This is a genomic window from Trinickia sp. (genome assembly GCF_057351765.1).
This window is the reverse complement of sequence record NZ_JBMRBK010000015.1, coordinates 1-15,689: the sequence shown is the minus strand read 5'-3', so window position 1 is coordinate 15,689 and position 15,689 is coordinate 1. Positions and strand designations below refer to the sequence as shown.

The following is a 15,689-nucleotide window of genomic DNA, read 5'->3' as shown; positions in this document are numbered from 1 at the left end:
GCAATGCAATGCCGAGCGAGCCGCCGACAAAACAAGCGGCGCGGGCCACAACCCGCGCCGTTGCTTTTTATGCGGACGGAAAAACGACGGCGGCCCGCGCCGTCAGTGTTTGCCGGTGCTGCCGAAGCCGCCGGCGCCGCGCTCGCTTTGCGCGAAATCGTCCACGATATTGAACTGCGCCTGAACGACCGGCACGATGACGAGCTGCGCGAGGCGCTCCATCGGCTCGATGGTGAATGTCGTCTGTCCGCGGTTCCAGGTCGAGATCATCAATTCGCCCTGATAGTCCGAATCGATCAGCCCGACCAGATTGCCGAGCACGATGCCATGCTTGTGGCCGAGACCCGAGCGCGGCAGGATCAGCGCCGCGTAGCCGGCGTCGCCGACGTGTATCGCCAAGCCGGTCGGCACCAGCGCGGTCTGACCCGGTTCGAGCACGAGCGACCGTTCGAGGCAGGCGCGCAGGTCGAGGCCCGCGCTGCCAGGCGTCGCGTAGGCCGGGAGCGTTTCGCGCATGCGCGCGTCCAGAATCTTGAGATCGAGTTTCATGCCGTTCGCAAAAGGAAGAACAACGAAAAAAATAGCTTCAGCCATCAGCGCGTGAGCGCGGGTGCCGCTAGGAAATCAGGCTCGCATCGGGAAGCCGGCGCGCGATCTCGCGAATGAGTGCGGCGGCGAGCGCGTTCTTGTCCATGCGGGCGAGCCGCGTGGTGCCGGACGCATCGACGAGCACGACCTCGTTGTCGTCGCGGCCGAACGTCTGCGGGCCCAGGTTACCGATCAACAGCGGCACGCCCTTGCGTTGCCGCTTTTCCTGAGCATGTGCTTCGAGTTCGCTGCTTTCGGCCGCGAAGCCGACGCAATAAGGTGCGTCGGGTAGCTGCGCGACCGTGGCGAGGATATCGGGATTTTCGACAAACGCGAGTGACGGCACGCGCCCATCGGGTGTCTTCTTGATCTTGTCGGCGCTTGCCTGATCGACGCGCCAGTCCGCGACGGCTGCAACCGCGATGAAGACGTCGCAATCGGCCGCCGACTGCATGACGGCGTCATACATCTGCTGTGCCGTTTCGACGTCCTCGCGCGCGACGCCCCACGGCGTATCCAGCGATACGGGCCCCGCAATCAAGCGGACTTCGGCGCCGGCTTGCTGCGCTGCGCGGGCGAGCGCGAATCCCATCTTGCCGCTCGAGCGGTTGGTCAGTCCGCGCACGGGATCGATCGGCTCGAACGTCGGCCCCGCAGTGACCAGCACGCGGCGCCCGGCAATGCACTTCGGCTGAAAGAACGACGCGATGGCTTCATACGTGGCTTGCGGCTCCAGCATGCGCCCGTCGCCAACTTCGCCGCAGGCCTGGGCACCGGAGTCGGGGCCGAGCACGACGACGCCGTCCGCGCGCAGTTGCGCCACATTGCGCTGCGTGGCCGGATTCGCCCACATCTGCCGATTCATGGCCGGCACGACCAGCAACGGACAATCGCGAGCGAGGCACAGCGTGGAGAGCAGGTCATCGGCGCGGCCGTGCGCGAGCTTTGCGAGAAAGTCCGCCGAGGCGGGTGCGATCACGATCGCCTGGGCGGTACGCGACAGATCGATGTGCGGCATGTTGTTGTCGATGCGCGCGTCCCACTGGCTGGTATAGACCGGGTGCCCGGAGAGCGCCTGCATCGTTACCGGCGTGATGAACTGGGTGGCAGCTTCTGTCATCGCAACCTGTACAGTCGCGCCGGCCTTCGTCAGAAGCCGTGTGAGCTCGGCGATCTTGTAGCAGGCAATGCCGCCCGTCATGCCCAATACGAGGTGTTTTCCTGCGAGTTCTGCGGTTGCCAACGTTGCCTCCGGGGGCGCATGGGCGGAGCGCAAGCGCCGCGCGCCGAATCATCGACAAAATACGACCACGTGCGCGGCAGTGCGCGCCGCACGCATCAACGCGCGCCGCGTACGCGCCGCAATTCGTCCAGTACGAGCAATATTGCGCCAATTACGATCGCGCTGTCGGCCAGATTGAACGTGGGCCAGTGCCAGCCGCCGACATGGAAATCGAGAAAGTCGACCACACGGCTATGTACGAGCCGATCGATGACGTTGCCGAGCGCGCCGCCCATGATCATCGACAGCGCCGTGCAAAAGAGCCGTTGATTGCCGTGGCGCTTGAGCAGATAGACGATGACGAGAGCCGCGGCAACGCCGAGCGCGGTGAACGCCCAGCGCTGCCAGCCCCCCGCAGTCGCGAGAAAGTTGAACGCGGCGCCGCGGTTGAAGACCAGGAACAGATTGAAGAACGGCGTGAGCGCGTAGGGCGTGGCGTAGGCGAACACCTTCATGATCGCGATCTTCGTCAACTGATCGAAAAGAATGACGATGAGCGCGATGCCCAGCCAGGGGCCAAGCGTCGTACTGGTCGGTAGTGCGCGGGTCTTGGCCATTATGCAGCGCTCCTCGTCTCGCCTTCGCCGAACAGGTTGCTGAAGCAACGGCCGCACAGCGTCGGATGGTCTGCATGGGCGCCCACATCGGCCCGGTAGTGCCAGCAGCGTTCGCATTTCAGGTATGTCGACGCATCGACTTCGACACCTTCATCGGCTTCCGTATCGACCTTGACCACCTGGGCGGCAGAGGTGATGAGCACGAACTTGAGATCGTCGCCGAGGCTCGCGAGTGCGTCGTAAGCGGGGCTGCTCGCGCGGATCGTCACTTCGGCCTGCAGCGACGAGCCGATCCGATTCGCGACGCGCGCCTCCTCGAGCGCCTTTGTCACATTGCCGCGCACCGCACGCAGCAGTGCCCATTTCTGGAGCAGCGAGCCGGCGTCCGGCACCTCGGGGTAGGCGTAGTAGGTTTCGGTGAAAATCGTGTCGCTGCCCGGCTGGAACACCTGCCACGCTTCCTCGGCCGTGAACGACAAGAACGGCGCCATGACGCGCAGCAAGCCTTGCGTGATGTGGTAGAGCGCCGTTTGCGCCGAGCGGCGCGCGCTCGAATCGGCCGCGCTCGTGTAAAGCCGGTCCTTCAGCACGTCGAGATAAAAACCGCCGAGGTCCTCCGAGCAGTACGTCATGAGCTTGGCGACAACCGGATGGAATTCGTACTTCTCGTAGTGCGCAAGGATGTCGCGCTGCAATTCGGCCGAAAGCGCCACGGCGTAGCGATCGATTTCGAGCCATTCGCTGGCCGGACGTGCGTCCTTCGCGAAGTCGAAGTCCGATAGATTCGCGAGCAAAAAGCGCAATGTATTGCGGATCCGCCGGTAGCTTTCCGTCACGCGCTTGAGGATTTCCTCCGAGATCGCGAGCTCGCCCGAATAGTCGGTCGAGGCGATCCACAGGCGAATGATCTCGGCGCCGAGCCGGTTGGCGACATCGTGTGGATCGATGCCGTTGCCGAGCGACTTGCTCATCTTGCGGCCTTCGCCATCGACGGTGAAGCCGTGCGTGAGCAGCGCGCGATAGGGTGCGCGGCCGTCGAGCATCGAAGCCGTCAGCAGCGAGGAATGGAACCAGCCTCGATGCTGATCGGAGCCCTCGAGGTAAAGATCGGCCGGAAACTGCGAGACATTCGCATGCGAGCCCCGCAGCACGTGCCAATGCGTCGTGCCCGAATCGAACCAGACATCGAGCGTATCGCGATTCTTTTCGTAGAGATTGGCGTCCTCGCCGAGCAACTCGCGTGCGTCGAGCGCCTGCCACGCCTCGATGCCCCCTTGCTCGATGCGCTGGGCGACTTCCTCGAGCAGCGCAAGCGTGCGCGGATGCAGCTCTCCCGTCTCCTTGTGGACGAAAAACGCCATCGGCACGCCCCATTGGCGCTGACGCGAGAGCGTCCAGTCGGGACGGTTCGCGATCATGCTGTGAAGCCGCTGCTTGCCCCATGACGGATAGAACGCCGTTGCCTCGACACCGGCTAGCGCCGTTTCGCGCAGCGTCGCGCCGCCGTCCTTCGGCGTGATATCCATGCCTGCGAACCATTGCGAGGTGGCGCGGTAGATGATCGGTGTCTTGTGGCGCCAGCAGTGCATATAGCTGTGCGGGTACTTTTCGGTATGCAGCAGCGTGCCCGCGGCATCCAATGCTTCGATGATCTTGGGGTTGGCGCTCCAGATCGACAGCCCGCCGAAAAGCGGCAGCGACTCGGCGTAGCGGCCGTCTCCCATCACCGGGTTGAGGATGTCCGAATCGGCCAGACCGTGCGCCTTGCACGATTCGAAGTCTTCGACGCCATAGGCCGGTGACGAGTGAACGATGCCGGTGCCCGTGTCGGTCGTCACGTAGTCGCCGAGGTAGATGGGCGACGTGCGCTTGTAGCCGGGATGGGCATCCGCGAGCGGGTGCGTGAAGCGCAGATTCGCCAGCTTCGCGCCCGGCGCGGCCGCCACGATCTGGCCGGTCAGGCCGAACAGGGCGAGGCTCGCTTCGACGCGCTCCTCAGCGAGGATCAGCATGCCGTTGGGCGTTTGCACGAGCGCATAGACGACTTCGGGATGAACGTTGAGCGCCTGGTTGGCCGGCAGCGTCCAGGGTGTCGTGGTCCAGATCACGATACCGCCTTGCGTGTCCGGCAACGCATTCAGCCCGAACGCCCGTGCAACGGGTTCCGTCTCGGCGAACGGGAAGAGCACGCTGACCGAGGGGTCGGTGCGGTCCTTGTACTCGACTTCGGCTTCGGCGAGCGCGGAGCCGCAATCGAAGCACCAGTTCACGGGCTTCAGACCGCGGTAGATGTAGCCCTTTTCGAGAATCTTGCCGAGCGCGCGGATTTCGCCGGCCTCGTTGCCGAAATTCATCGTCTTGTACGGGTTGTCCCAGTCGCCGAGCACGCCCAGACGCTTGAAGCCGGCCTTCTGCTTTTCGATCTGCTCGGCAGCGTAGGCGCGGGCCTTGCGCTGCACTTCGGCCGCCGGCAGCGACTTGCCGTACTGTTTTTCGATCTGGATCTCGATCGGCATGCCGTGACAGTCCCAACCGGGCACATAGGCCGCATCGAAGCCGGCCATATTGCGCGACTTGACGATGATGTCCTTGAGAATCTTGTTGACCGCATGCCCGAGGTGGATGTCGCCGTTCGCATATGGCGGGCCGTCGTGCAGCACGAAGCGGGGCCGGCCTGCGCTGGCGGCGCGGATCTTCTCGTAGACTCGCTCGTCCTCCCATTCCTTGACGCGCAGGGGTTCGCGCTTGGGCAGGTCGCCGCGCATCGGGAACGGCGTGTCGAGCAGGTTGACCGGATACTTGGCCTGGGGTTTCGAATCGGCTTTTTTGTCGCTCATGGTGAAATCGCTGAAAACGGTGGGCGCCTGTCCGCAGGCTCTCTTTACAGGTGTCGGACGGCCTCAGGCAAAGTAAGCGCGTGCGTTCGCGACGTCGCGCGCAATCGCCGCGCTCAACGATTCGAGATCGACGTACTTTTGTTCGTCGCGCAGCTTCTTCAGAAATTCGACGCGCACGAGTTTGCCATAGGCGTCCCCATGCCAGTCGAGCAGGTGCACTTCGAGCAGCACACGGCCGGAGTCGTCGACGGTCGGGCGCACGCCGAGGCTCGCGACGCCCGGTAGCGGCTCGGCCTCGATGCCGTGCACCCGCACGACGAAGATGCCGGCCAGCGCGGGGCGCTTGTGGGCGATCGGCAGGTTCAACGTCGGAAAGCCGAGGTCCCGCCCGAGCGAGAGCCCGTGCACGACATGGCCGCTGATGACGTAGTCGCGTCCGAGCGCGGCGCGCGCGGTGTCGAGATCGCCCGCGACCAGCGCGGCCCGCACGGCCGAACTCGAGATGCGCGCGCCGGCCGCGTCGGCGACGGTGTCCATTTGTTCGACCTCGAAGCCATGGCGCTCGCCGGCCGCGCGCAGCAAGGCGAAATCGCCGGCGCGCTTGGCGCCGTAGCGGAAATCGTCGCCGACCAGCACCCAGCGCGCGTGCAGGCCCGCGACGATGATGCGCTCGACGAACGTATCGGGCGACTGGCTCGCGAACGTGCGGTTGAAATGCTCGACGACGACCCGGTCCACGCCGTTCATGCGCAGCGCCTCCAGCTTGTCGCGCAGCATCGCGATACGCGGCGGCGCGCCGGCGGGATTGAAGAATTCGCGCGGATGCGGCTCGAACGTCATGACGCAGACGGGCAGGCCGCGCGCGCGGGCGGCTTCGCGCACGCGCGCGAGCAATGCCTGGTGACCGCGGTGGACACCGTCGAAATTGCCGATCGTCAGCGCGCAGGGCGCGCGGCTTTCGGCATTGGGAAGACCGCGGAAGACTCTCACGATAACCGTCGAGTGGGCGGCGCGATGCCGCTTGGCCAAGGATCGATGCGCGCCTTGCTGGCGCCGCAAAACAAGAGATTATAAACGTTCGGGGCGTCGGGCGCCGCCGCCGTGGCTGGCTCGCAGGTCCCCAATGATAAAATCGCCGGATGAAGAACATCGTAATTCTGATTTCCGGGCGGGGCAGCAATATGGAAGCGATCGTGCGCGCGGCGGCGCACGAAGGGTGGCCCGCCCGCATCGCCGCCGTCATCGCGAACCGGCCCGACGCATCCGGGCTCGCGTTCGCCGCGCGCGAAGGCATCGCCACGGCCGTCGTCGATCATCGCGAGTATCCCGAGCGCGAGGTGTTCGACGCCGCGCTCGCGCGTGTCGTGGACAGCTTCGCTCCGGACCTCGTCGTCCTTGCCGGCTTCATGCGTGTGCTGACCACCGCTTTCGTCGAACGCTACGCGGGGCGCATGCTGAACGTGCATCCGTCGCTGCTGCCGAGCTTTCCAGGGTTGCACACGCATCGGCGCGCGCTCGAAGCAGGCGTGACGGTGCACGGGGCGACCGTGCATTTCGTTACGCCCCAGCTCGATCACGGGCCGATCGTCATCCAGGCCGCCGTGCCGATCGCGGCCGGCGACGACGCGGCCCGGCTCGCGGCACGCGTGCTCGCATGCGAGCACCTGGCCTATCCGCGCGCCGTGCGCTGGTTCGTGCAGGGGCGCCTGTCGCTCGACGGCATGCGCGTCAGCGTGACGCCGCCCGAGCCGCAGTGGCTTTTTGCCGATACTCACCAAGAGGCGTGATGAATCCTCATCGCGCTCATATTCGTTGGCTGCCCGCGCCGGGGGCAGCTGCGCGCCCGGCCAGCGCCTGACGGGAGGCAACATGAAAACAAAGACTACTCGATCGAAACCCCTCTCGCCCAGCTCGTCCGCTTCGCAGCCGAAGCCGCGCGGCCACGTTGCGCGCCCGTTGCGCGCACCCCGCGGGGCCAAAGCGGCCGGTGCCGCGCCGGCTCGCTCGCGCGAAGGCGGGCTCCATGGTTTTCTCGTCGGCCAGACCGAGGCACTGATTGCGGAAGTGCTCAAATTTACGGGCCCCGCCGACGCCACGACCAGCCGCTTTTTCCGCGCCCATCCGAAGCTCGGCCACAACGAGCGCGGCCTCATCGCGGAGGCCGTGTTCGCCGTGCTGCGCCGGCGCATGGAGTTCGCGCATCTGGCCGAAAGCGGTACCGGCGGTCCCATGCGGCGTCTTGCGCTGCTCGGTCTCATGCAGACGGCGGGGCGCTCCGCGCTGCGCCCGTTCCTCTCCGAGGACGAGAACGCCTGGCTCGAGCACGTGGCGAAGATCGATCCGCAGAGCCTGCCGCTGCGTATCCGGACCAATCTGCCCGACTGGATCGTCGAGGCGCTCGCCAAGCGTTTTGCGCCCGACGAGCTGGCCCAGCTCGCGGCGGCCCTCAACTACCCGGCGCCGCTCGATTTGCGCGTGAATCCGCTCAAGGCGAGCCGCGAGCAGGTGCTGGCCGCGCTCGAAGAAGCCGGCATCGAAGCCGGCGCGACACCGTTCGCTCCGCTCGGCGTCCGAGTGGTCGGCAAGCCGGCGCTCACTAAGCTCAAGGTGTTCGAGGACGGCTGGGTCGAGGTGCAGGACGAAGGCAGTCAGTTGCTGTGCTCGCTCGTCGCGCCGCGGCGCGGCGAGATGATCGTCGATTTTTGCGCGGGGGCGGGCGGCAAGACGCTCGCGCTCGGTGCCGCGATGCGCTCGACGGGGCGGCTCTACGCGTTCGACGTCGCGGAACGGCGTCTGGCGAAGCTCAAGCCGCGGCTGGCGCGCAGCGGTCTCTCGAACGTCCATCCGGTGCACATCGACAGCGAGCACGACATCAAGATCAAACGGCTCGCCGGCAAGATCGATCGCGTGCTCGTCGACGCGCCGTGCAGCGGCCTCGGCACGCTGCGCCGCAATCCCGATCTCAAGTGGCGGCAAAGCGCGGCGTCGGTGGAGGAGCTGGCGCCGAAGCAGGCCTCGATTCTCGCGAGCGCCGCGCGGCTCGTGAAGCCGGGCGGGCGGCTCGTCTATGCGACTTGCAGCGTGCTCGAAGCGGAAAACGAGGCGGTCGTCGCTCAATTTCTGGCCGAGCACTCGGAGTTTGCGCTCGTGCCGGCGAGCGCCGTGCTCGCCGAGCAGCGCATCGGTCTCGAGATGGGCGAGTATCTTTCGCTCTGGCCGCATCGCCATGCGACGGACGGCTTTTTCGCCGCTGTGCTCGAACGCCGTGCCTGAGCGGCGGCCGAACGCCGTGCCTGGGCGCTGTCCGCCCAGGCCGGCGGCCGGCGCCCGGAGTCCCTCGAGATGACGCAAAACCGCATTCTTTCCCATATGGTCGCGGGCCTAGTCCGCGACTTCGGTCAGCCCGTGATGCTCTGGCAGGCTGGCATGCTCGTCGGGGCACTGCTCGTCGCGTGGCTGCTCGCGCGCGTTGTACGCCGCAAGCTCGATTCGCGCCGCAGCGCGCGCCACGAGCCGGCGCGTTTCGGCGCCGAGAGTCTGCACAAGGCACTGTTTCCGCTGCTTGGCGGTGTCCTCGTATGGATCGAGGAGACGGTCTTCGAAGACGACATGTCGACGTCGCTGCTCGAACTCGCATTGGTGCCGCTCATCGGTATCGCGCTGATCTATATCGTTTTTTTCGTTGCCCGACGTGTGTTCGGCCGCAACGGCCATGCGCACGCCTGGCTTTCCATCGCCGAAAAGATCGTGAGTGTCGTGGTCTGGGTGGGGATGGTGCTCTTCGTGCTGGGCATCCATGAGCAGGTGTTGCACTGGATGGATTCGGTGCACTTTCGCGTCGGCAACGAGCGGATGACGCTGCTGTCCATTGCGACGGGCGCGCTCTGGGTCTGTGCCACGCTGATCGTGGCGATGTGGACGGGCTCGATGCTCGAGGAGCGCCTCATGCGGGCGCGCTCGATCGACACCAATCTGCGCGTCGTGCTCGCCCGCACGGGCCGCGCGCTGCTGATTCTGGCCGCGGTGCTGATCAGCTTCTCGCTCGTCGGCATCGATATCACCGTGCTCGGCGTGTTCGGCGGCGCGCTCGGCGTCGGCCTGGGCTTCGGGCTCCAGAAGATCGCGAGCAACTACGTGTCGGGCTTCATCATCCTGATCGACCGGTCACTGCGGATCGGCGACACGATCAACGTCGGCGGGCTGCAGGGGCTCGTGACCCGGATCAGCACCCGCTATACGACCGTGCGTGGCCTGGATGGCATCGAGACGCTCGTTCCGAACGAAAAGCTCATCACCGATGTCGTTCAGAACCACTCGTCGTTTCTCACGCGCGGCTACGCGAAAGCCGCTGTGCAAGTCGCCTACGACTCGGATATCGATCGCGCGATGGCGTTGCTCGCGCAAGCGGCGGGCGGCGTCGACCGCGTGCTCGAGGACCCGGCACCCGCGCCCTATTTCGTTTCGTTCGGCGCCGACGGTATCAATCTCGAGCTCGGGTTCTGGATCGAGGACGCGGCCAAGGGGACGGCCGGCGTGCGCTCCGCGGTCAACCGCAACATCTGGCGCCTTTTTTGCGAGCATGGCATCGCGATTCCCTATCCGACTCGCGAGGTGCGTATCGTCGGCACGAGCGAGCCGACGGCAAAGGACGTGGCGCAAGCATCGTAAGGCGGCGCGCCCGATGCGGCCACATGCCGCAGGGCAAAGCAGCTGCTGCGGCGCAGGAAACCTTTTTTGTTACAACGACTTGCGATCATTGCAGTACAATGTTCATCTGTTTCAACCGTTGCTTTCGTTTTTCTGACAGTCGCGAGCCCCGGCTGGCGTCGTCGTTCCACAGGTAAAGGCCTTGTTGAATTCCTTGCTCGATTTCCTCGCGCACGGCTTGCTCCGTTTCTCATGGTGGCAGATCGTGCTTTTCGCGCTAGCCGTCACGCACGTGACGATCATCGGTGTGACGGTTTATCTACACCGCTGCCAGGCTCACCGCGCGCTCGATTTGCATCCCATCGCCAGTCATTTCTTCCGCTTCTGGCTCTGGACGACCACCGGCATGCTGACGGGGCAGTGGGCGGCGATTCACCGTAAGCACCACGCCAAGTGCGAAACGGAGGAAGACCCGCACAGCCCCCAAACGCGCGGAATCTGGAAGGTGCTGCTCGAAGGGGCCGAACTCTATCGCACTGAAGCGAAGAACGAGGAAACGATCCGCCGCTTCAGCCACGGCACGCCCAACGACTGGATGGAGCGCAATGTTTATACGCGTTACCCGATCCTCGGCGTGAGCCTGATGATGGTGGTCGATGTGGCGCTCTTCGGCATCGTGGGCCTCAGCGTGTGGGCCGTGCAGATGATCTGGATCCCGTTCTGGGCTGCTGGCGTCGTCAACGGCCTCGCGCACTTCTGGGGTTACCGCAATTTCAACTCCGCTGACGCGAGCACGAATATCTTCCCCTGGGGCATCCTGATCGGCGGCGAGGAACTGCACAACAATCACCACACATATGCGACCTCGGCCAAGCTGTCGAACAAGTGGTTCGAGTTCGACATCGGCTGGGCCTATATCCGCATCCTGTCGCTGCTGGGGCTGGCGAAGGTGAAGAAGCTCGCGCCGACACCGCGCCTCATCGCACGCAAACCCGCGCTCGATTACGACACGCTGCAGGCCGTCCTCTCGAATCGCTACGAGGTCATGGCGCGCTACGCGAAGACGGTCAAGCGCGCGTATCGCCAGGAGCTTGCGCGCTTGAAGGAGATCGGCGCGCGCGAAAAGTACATGCTGATGCGCAACGCGCGCACGTGGTTCCACCAGGAGAAGGAAGGCCTCGACGAACCGCAGAAACGTCAGCTCCCCGAGATTTTCGCCGACAGCCAGACGTTGCGCACGTTCATCGAGCTGCGCGAGGAACTGGCCGCAATCTGGGATCGTTCCAACGCTTCGCGCGAACAGTTGCTGGCCCAGTTGCAGGACTGGTGTCATCGCGCCGAACAAAGCGGCATCAAAGCGCTGCAGGAGTTCGCCCTGCGGCTGCGCCGATACGCCTGAGCGCGAATTCCATTAAAATTTCGAGACGTCACACAACACCCCGCGCTGGCGGGGTGTTGTTTTTTGTAGCGTCAGCTATACATGGGCCGCAAGCGGAATGGCCCAAGCGCCCCTGGTATGGGACCGGAGATCAAGATGGCTTCGACGATCAAGACTGTCGAGTTCGATAAGCCGCTCGTAACGAGCGCGGCCGGCGCGGTATGCGGCGTTGGGCAGGCGTGGGCCAAGGTCACGCCTGCGCCGTCGCTCGAAGAGCGCAAGGCACTCAAGGCACGTATCCGTGAGCTGCTCGTACGCGAGAAGGCCGTGCTCGTCGCGCATTACTATGTCGATCCGGAGCTGCAGGAACTGGCCGACGAGACGGGCGGCTGCGTTGCCGACTCGCTCGAAATGGCCCGTTTCGGCCGCGATCACGAGGCGCAGACGCTCGTGGTCGCCGGCGTCCGGTTCATGGGCGAAACAGCCAAAATCCTGAGCCCTGCCAAACGCATCCTGATGCCCGATCTCGACGCGACTTGCTCGCTCGATCTCGGCTGTCCGGCAGACGAGTTCTCGGCGTTTTGCGACGCGCACCCTGATCGCACCGTAGTCGTTTATGCGAATACGAGCGCCGCGGTCAAGGCGCGGGCGGATTGGATGGTCACATCGTCCATCGGACTCGAGATCGTTGCCGATCTGCACGCGCGTGGCGAGAAGATTCTCTGGGCGCCCGATCGCCATCTGGGTCAATACATCCAGAAGAAAACGGGCGCCGACATGCTGCTGTGGCAAGGCTCCTGCCTCGTGCACGACGAGTTCAAGGGCATCGAGCTCGACTTGCTGCGCGCCGAATACCCCGAGGCGAAGGTCCTCGTCCATCCGGAGTCCCCGGAGAGCGTGGTGGCGCAAGCCGATGTCGTCGGTTCCACGACGCAGCTCATCGAGGCGGCCAGGCGGCTGCCGGCGACTCACTTCATCGTCGCGACCGATCTCGGCATTCTTCATAAGATGCGCCTCGCCGCACCCGGCAAGACGTTCATCGAAGCGCCGACCGCCGGCAACAGCGCAACCTGCAAGAGCTGCGCGCATTGCCCGTGGATGGCGATGAACGGCGTTGCGAATCTTGCCGACGTGTTGGAGCGGGGGACGAACGAAATCTTCGTCGATCGCGCCATCGGCGAGCGGGCGCGCCTGCCGATCGACCGGATGCTTGCTTTCGCGGCGGAGCGCAAGGCGCGCGTCCAGGCAAGCGGCGACCTGGCGCGCGACGCTGCGCTCTTTGCGAACGTGGGTGCCGCATGACGAGCGCACGGCCGATGCAGTCTATGTCACGGGCAGAGCCCAAGGAAGCCGCCGCCGTGTCGCCTTTGTTTGCCGAAATCCAGGCCGAGTACGGTGACGCATTCGATGCGGCGCTCGTACGCAATGTCGCCGACGCGCTCGCCGAGGATATCGGCGATGGCGATCTCACGGGCCGGCTCGTCCCGGCTGACAGTGTGCGCGATGCCCGCGTCGTCGTTCGCGAAGATGCGGTGCTGTGTGGCGTGCCGTGGTTTGCCGCCGTGATGCGCCAGGTCGACCCGGCGATCGAACTTCATTGGCGGTACCGCGAGGGCGATCGCATGGCGCCCGATTCGGAGGTCTGCACGATGCGCGGTCCTGCGCGCGCGCTGCTGACCGCGGAACGCAACGCGCTCAACTTTCTGCAATTGCTGTCGGGCGTGGCCACGGCGACGCGCCGCTACGCCGATATTGTCGCGGGCACGCGCGCGCGCATCCTCGACACGCGCAAGACCTTGCCCGGGCTGCGGCTCGCTCAGAAATATGCGGTACGCGTCGGTGGTGGGGCGAATCAGCGGCTTGCGCTCTACGACGGCATCCTCATCAAGGAAAACCATATCGCCGCGGCGGGCAGCGTGGGCGCCGCCCTCGATGCCGCCTACGCGCTCGACGCCGGCGTCTCGATCCAGATCGAGGTGGAGACGCTCTTGCAACTGGAATCGGCGCTCGCGCACGGCGCTCAATCGATCCTGCTCGACAATTTCTCGTTCGACGCAATGCGCGACGCCGTCAAGCTCACGGCGGGCCGGGCGGTGCTGGAAGTGTCGGGCGGCGTCAACCTCGATACGGTGCGCGCGATTGCCGAGACCGGTGTCGATCGGATCTCGATCGGCGCGTTGACGAAGGACGTGCGCGCGACCGATTACTCGATGCGAATCGTCTGAGCCGTCACGTCACGCCCAGTTACGCTTGCCGGTTGCGCACGCGCTCGGGGGCCAGCACGGTGGGCAGTGCCTTCGGCAGCGCCGACGGCCAATCGCGCGAGAAGTGCAGCCCGCGGCTTTCGCGCCGCGAGCGAGCGCTCTCGACGATGAGCGAGGCGACGTCGACGAGATTGCGCAGTTCCAGCAGATCCCGGCTGACCTTGAAGTTCGTGTAGTACTCCTGAATCTCGTCCCGCAGCAACGCGATCCGATGCCTCGCCCGTGCCAGCCGTTTGTCGGTGCGCACGATACCGACGTAGTTCCACATGAGCCGGCGTAATTCGTCCCAGTTATGGGCGACGACGACCTCTTCGTCGGGATCGGAAACGCGGCTTTCGTCCCAATCGGGCAGCGGCGCGTGAGCGGCGGCTTCGAACCCATCGCCTTGAATGGCCGCGGACGCCGCGCGCCCAATGACGAGGCATTCGAGCAGCGAGTTGCTGGCAAGCCGGTTCGCGCCGTGCAGCCCTGTGCAGGCCGTTTCGCCGACGGCAAAGAGCCCAGTCAAGTCGGTGCGGCCGGCCAGATCCGTGACGACCCCGCCGCAGGTGTAATGGGCCGCGGGCACGACGGGAATCGGATCTTTCGTGATATCGATGCCGAACTCGAGACAGCGCGCGAGGATCGTCGGAAAGTGCTCGTGCAGGAAAGCAGCCGGCTGATGGCTGATGTCGAGATAGACGCAATCGATGCCGCGCTTCTTGATTTCGAAGTCGATGGCGCGCGCGACGATATCGCGTGGGGCGAGCTCGGCGCGTTCGTCATGGGCCGGCATGAAACGCGTGCCGTCGGGCAGCAGCAGGCGTCCGCCTTCGCCGCGCACGGCTTCCGTGATCAGGAATGACTTCGCGTAGGGGTGAAAGAGGCATGTCGGGTGGAACTGGATGAACTCCATGTTCGAGACCCGGCAGCCCGCACGCCATGCCATGGCAATCCCGTCGCCGGTGGCCGTGTCGGGATTCGTTGTATAGAGATAGACCTTGCCGGCGCCGCCCGTGGCCAATACCGTGTTCGGCGCTTGCAGCGTGACGGTGCGCCCGCTCGTGAGGTCCAGCGCATACAGGCCATGGCAGCGGCGGCCTGGAAGACCGAGGCGATCGGACGTAATGAGATCTATCGCGTAGTGATCTTCGAGCAGCGTGATGTTCGGGTGACGGCGCACGCATTCCGAAAGCGTGGCGACGACGGCATGGCCCGTGGCATCGGCTGCGTGAATGATCCGCCGGTGGCTGTGGCCGCCCTCACGCGTCAGGTGGAAGCCGAGTTCGGCCGCCGCGTCACGCGTGAACGGCACGCCTTGCGCGATCAGCCATTCGATCGCCGAGCGGCCGCCTTCGACGATAAAGCGGGTTGCCGCTTCGTCGCAGAGCCCCCCACCGGCGACTAGCGTGTCGTTGACATGATTTTCGATGCTGTCCGCTGAATCGAGCACCGCTGCGATGCCGCCTTGCGCCCAGTCGCTCGCACCCTCGGTCATCGAGCGTTTCGCCACGACGGCCACACGCCGCGTCTCGGCGAGATTCAGTGCAACGGTCAACCCTGCCAGCCCGCTGCCCACGATCACGACATCGAAATTCATGTTTTGTCCTTGTCCTCAGTCTCGGGCTCGGCGTCGCCTGGCTGTTTGCAACGAAGCCATGCGCAAAAAGCCCCGCACGAGGGCGGGGCTTTTCGTTGTCTTCAGGCTCGCCGAAAACCAGATTACTTGATCTTGGTTTCCTTGTACTCAACATGCTTACGGACGACGGGATCGAACTTCATGATCGCCATCTTTTCCGGCATGTTGCGCTTGTTCTTGGTCGTCGTATAGAAGTGACCCGTACCTGCGGTCGACTCGAGCTTGATCTTGTCGCGTGCGCCTTTCGCCATGATTTACTCCTTAGACTTCGCCGCGTGCGCGCAGATCGGCGAGCACGGAATCGATGCCGTTCTTGTCAATGAGGCGCAGGCCGGCGTTCGAGATGCGCAGGCGCACCCACCGGTTTTCGCTCTCCACCCAGAAACGGCGGTATTGCAGGTTCGGCAGGAAGCGCCGCTTCGTCTTGTTGTTCGCGTGGGAAACGTTGTTGCCGCTCATCGGCGCTTTCCCAGTTACTTGGCATACGCGTGCCATATGAGAGCACTCCTAAAACGCTT

General features: G+C 64.9%; 13 protein-coding genes and 1 pseudogene. 6 read left to right on the top strand and 8 right to left on the bottom strand.

Features of this window, described 5'->3' with window-relative positions:
• Positions 1 to 102: 102 nt before the first annotated feature.
• The 5 genes and pseudogenes from dut to ACO1XS_RS02645 form a co-directional block, all read right to left on the bottom strand.
• On the bottom strand, positions 103 to 549 hold the full coding sequence (gene dut, locus ACO1XS_RS02665) for a dUTP diphosphatase (protein ID WP_331568434.1): 447 nt from the start codon (positions 547 to 549) through the stop codon (positions 103 to 105).
• Positions 550 to 616: 67 nt separating this feature from the next.
• The gene (gene coaBC, locus ACO1XS_RS02660; protein ID WP_331568433.1) at positions 617 to 1,831 is read right to left on the bottom strand and encodes a bifunctional phosphopantothenoylcysteine decarboxylase/phosphopantothenate--cysteine ligase CoaBC; all 1,215 of its coding nucleotides are present in this window, start codon (positions 1,829 to 1,831) and stop codon (positions 617 to 619) included.
• Between the two features lie 95 nt (positions 1,832 to 1,926).
• Complete coding sequence (lspA, locus tag ACO1XS_RS02655; RefSeq protein WP_331568432.1) at positions 1,927 to 2,427, bottom strand: signal peptidase II; 501 nt, start codon at positions 2,425 to 2,427, stop codon at positions 1,927 to 1,929.
• Positions 2,427 to 5,264, bottom strand: coding sequence for an isoleucine--tRNA ligase (gene ileS / locus ACO1XS_RS02650; RefSeq protein ID WP_486389966.1), 2,838 nt, complete (start codon positions 5,262 to 5,264; stop codon positions 2,427 to 2,429). Before ileS ends, lspA begins: the two co-directional genes overlap by 1 nt.
• A 66-nt stretch (positions 5,265 to 5,330) precedes the next feature.
• A pseudogene (locus ACO1XS_RS02645) lies at positions 5,331 to 6,254 on the bottom strand (bifunctional riboflavin kinase/FAD synthetase); the annotation flags it as partial.
• A 149-nt stretch (positions 6,255 to 6,403) separates the two neighbouring features.
• On the opposite strand from ACO1XS_RS02645, the gene purN reads away from it, so the two are divergent.
• From purN to nadC, 6 genes are all read left to right on the top strand, one after another.
• Positions 6,404 to 7,051, top strand: a complete 648-nt coding sequence (purN, locus tag ACO1XS_RS02640; protein WP_486389965.1) for a phosphoribosylglycinamide formyltransferase — start codon at positions 6,404 to 6,406, stop codon at positions 7,049 to 7,051.
• An 82-nt stretch (positions 7,052 to 7,133) separates the two neighbouring features.
• Positions 7,134 to 8,537 (top strand): RsmB/NOP family class I SAM-dependent RNA methyltransferase, encoded by a 1,404-nt coding sequence (locus tag ACO1XS_RS02635; protein WP_331568429.1) that lies wholly within the window; start codon positions 7,134 to 7,136, stop codon positions 8,535 to 8,537.
• A gap of 69 nt (positions 8,538 to 8,606) precedes the next feature.
• Positions 8,607 to 9,932 carry a mechanosensitive ion channel family protein gene (locus ACO1XS_RS02630; RefSeq protein ID WP_486389964.1) on the top strand — a complete coding sequence of 442 codons (1,326 nt, stop codon included), beginning with the start codon at positions 8,607 to 8,609 and terminating at the stop codon, positions 9,930 to 9,932.
• A gap of 181 nt (positions 9,933 to 10,113) precedes the next feature.
• The gene (locus ACO1XS_RS02625) at positions 10,114 to 11,310 is read left to right on the top strand and encodes a DesA family fatty acid desaturase (protein ID WP_331568427.1); all 1,197 of its coding nucleotides are present in this window, start codon (positions 10,114 to 10,116) and stop codon (positions 11,308 to 11,310) included.
• A 135-nt stretch (positions 11,311 to 11,445) separates the two neighbouring features.
• Positions 11,446 to 12,591 (top strand): quinolinate synthase NadA, encoded by a 1,146-nt coding sequence (gene nadA / locus ACO1XS_RS02620; RefSeq protein WP_486389963.1) that lies wholly within the window; start codon positions 11,446 to 11,448, stop codon positions 12,589 to 12,591.
• A 23-nt stretch (positions 12,592 to 12,614) separates the two neighbouring features.
• On the top strand, positions 12,615 to 13,514 hold the full coding sequence (gene nadC / locus ACO1XS_RS02615; RefSeq protein ID WP_414720202.1) for a carboxylating nicotinate-nucleotide diphosphorylase: 900 nt from the start codon (positions 12,615 to 12,617) through the stop codon (positions 13,512 to 13,514).
• A 19-nt stretch (positions 13,515 to 13,533) separates the two neighbouring features.
• Here the strand turns inward: nadC and nadB are convergent, their stop codons facing one another.
• The 3 genes from nadB to rpmB form a co-directional block, all read right to left on the bottom strand.
• Entirely contained in the window at positions 13,534 to 15,132 is a 1,599-nt protein-coding gene (nadB, locus tag ACO1XS_RS02610; RefSeq protein ID WP_331568424.1) for an L-aspartate oxidase, read from the bottom strand.
• A 122-nt stretch (positions 15,133 to 15,254) separates the two neighbouring features.
• Positions 15,255 to 15,422 carry a 50S ribosomal protein L33 gene (rpmG, locus tag ACO1XS_RS02605; RefSeq protein WP_121281636.1) on the bottom strand — a complete coding sequence of 56 codons (168 nt, stop codon included), beginning with the start codon at positions 15,420 to 15,422 and terminating at the stop codon, positions 15,255 to 15,257.
• 10 nt (positions 15,423 to 15,432) lie between these two features.
• Positions 15,433 to 15,666, bottom strand: a complete 234-nt coding sequence (gene rpmB, locus ACO1XS_RS02600; protein ID WP_173259265.1) for a 50S ribosomal protein L28 — start codon at positions 15,664 to 15,666, stop codon at positions 15,433 to 15,435.
• Between the last annotated feature and the right edge of the window lie 23 nt (positions 15,667 to 15,689).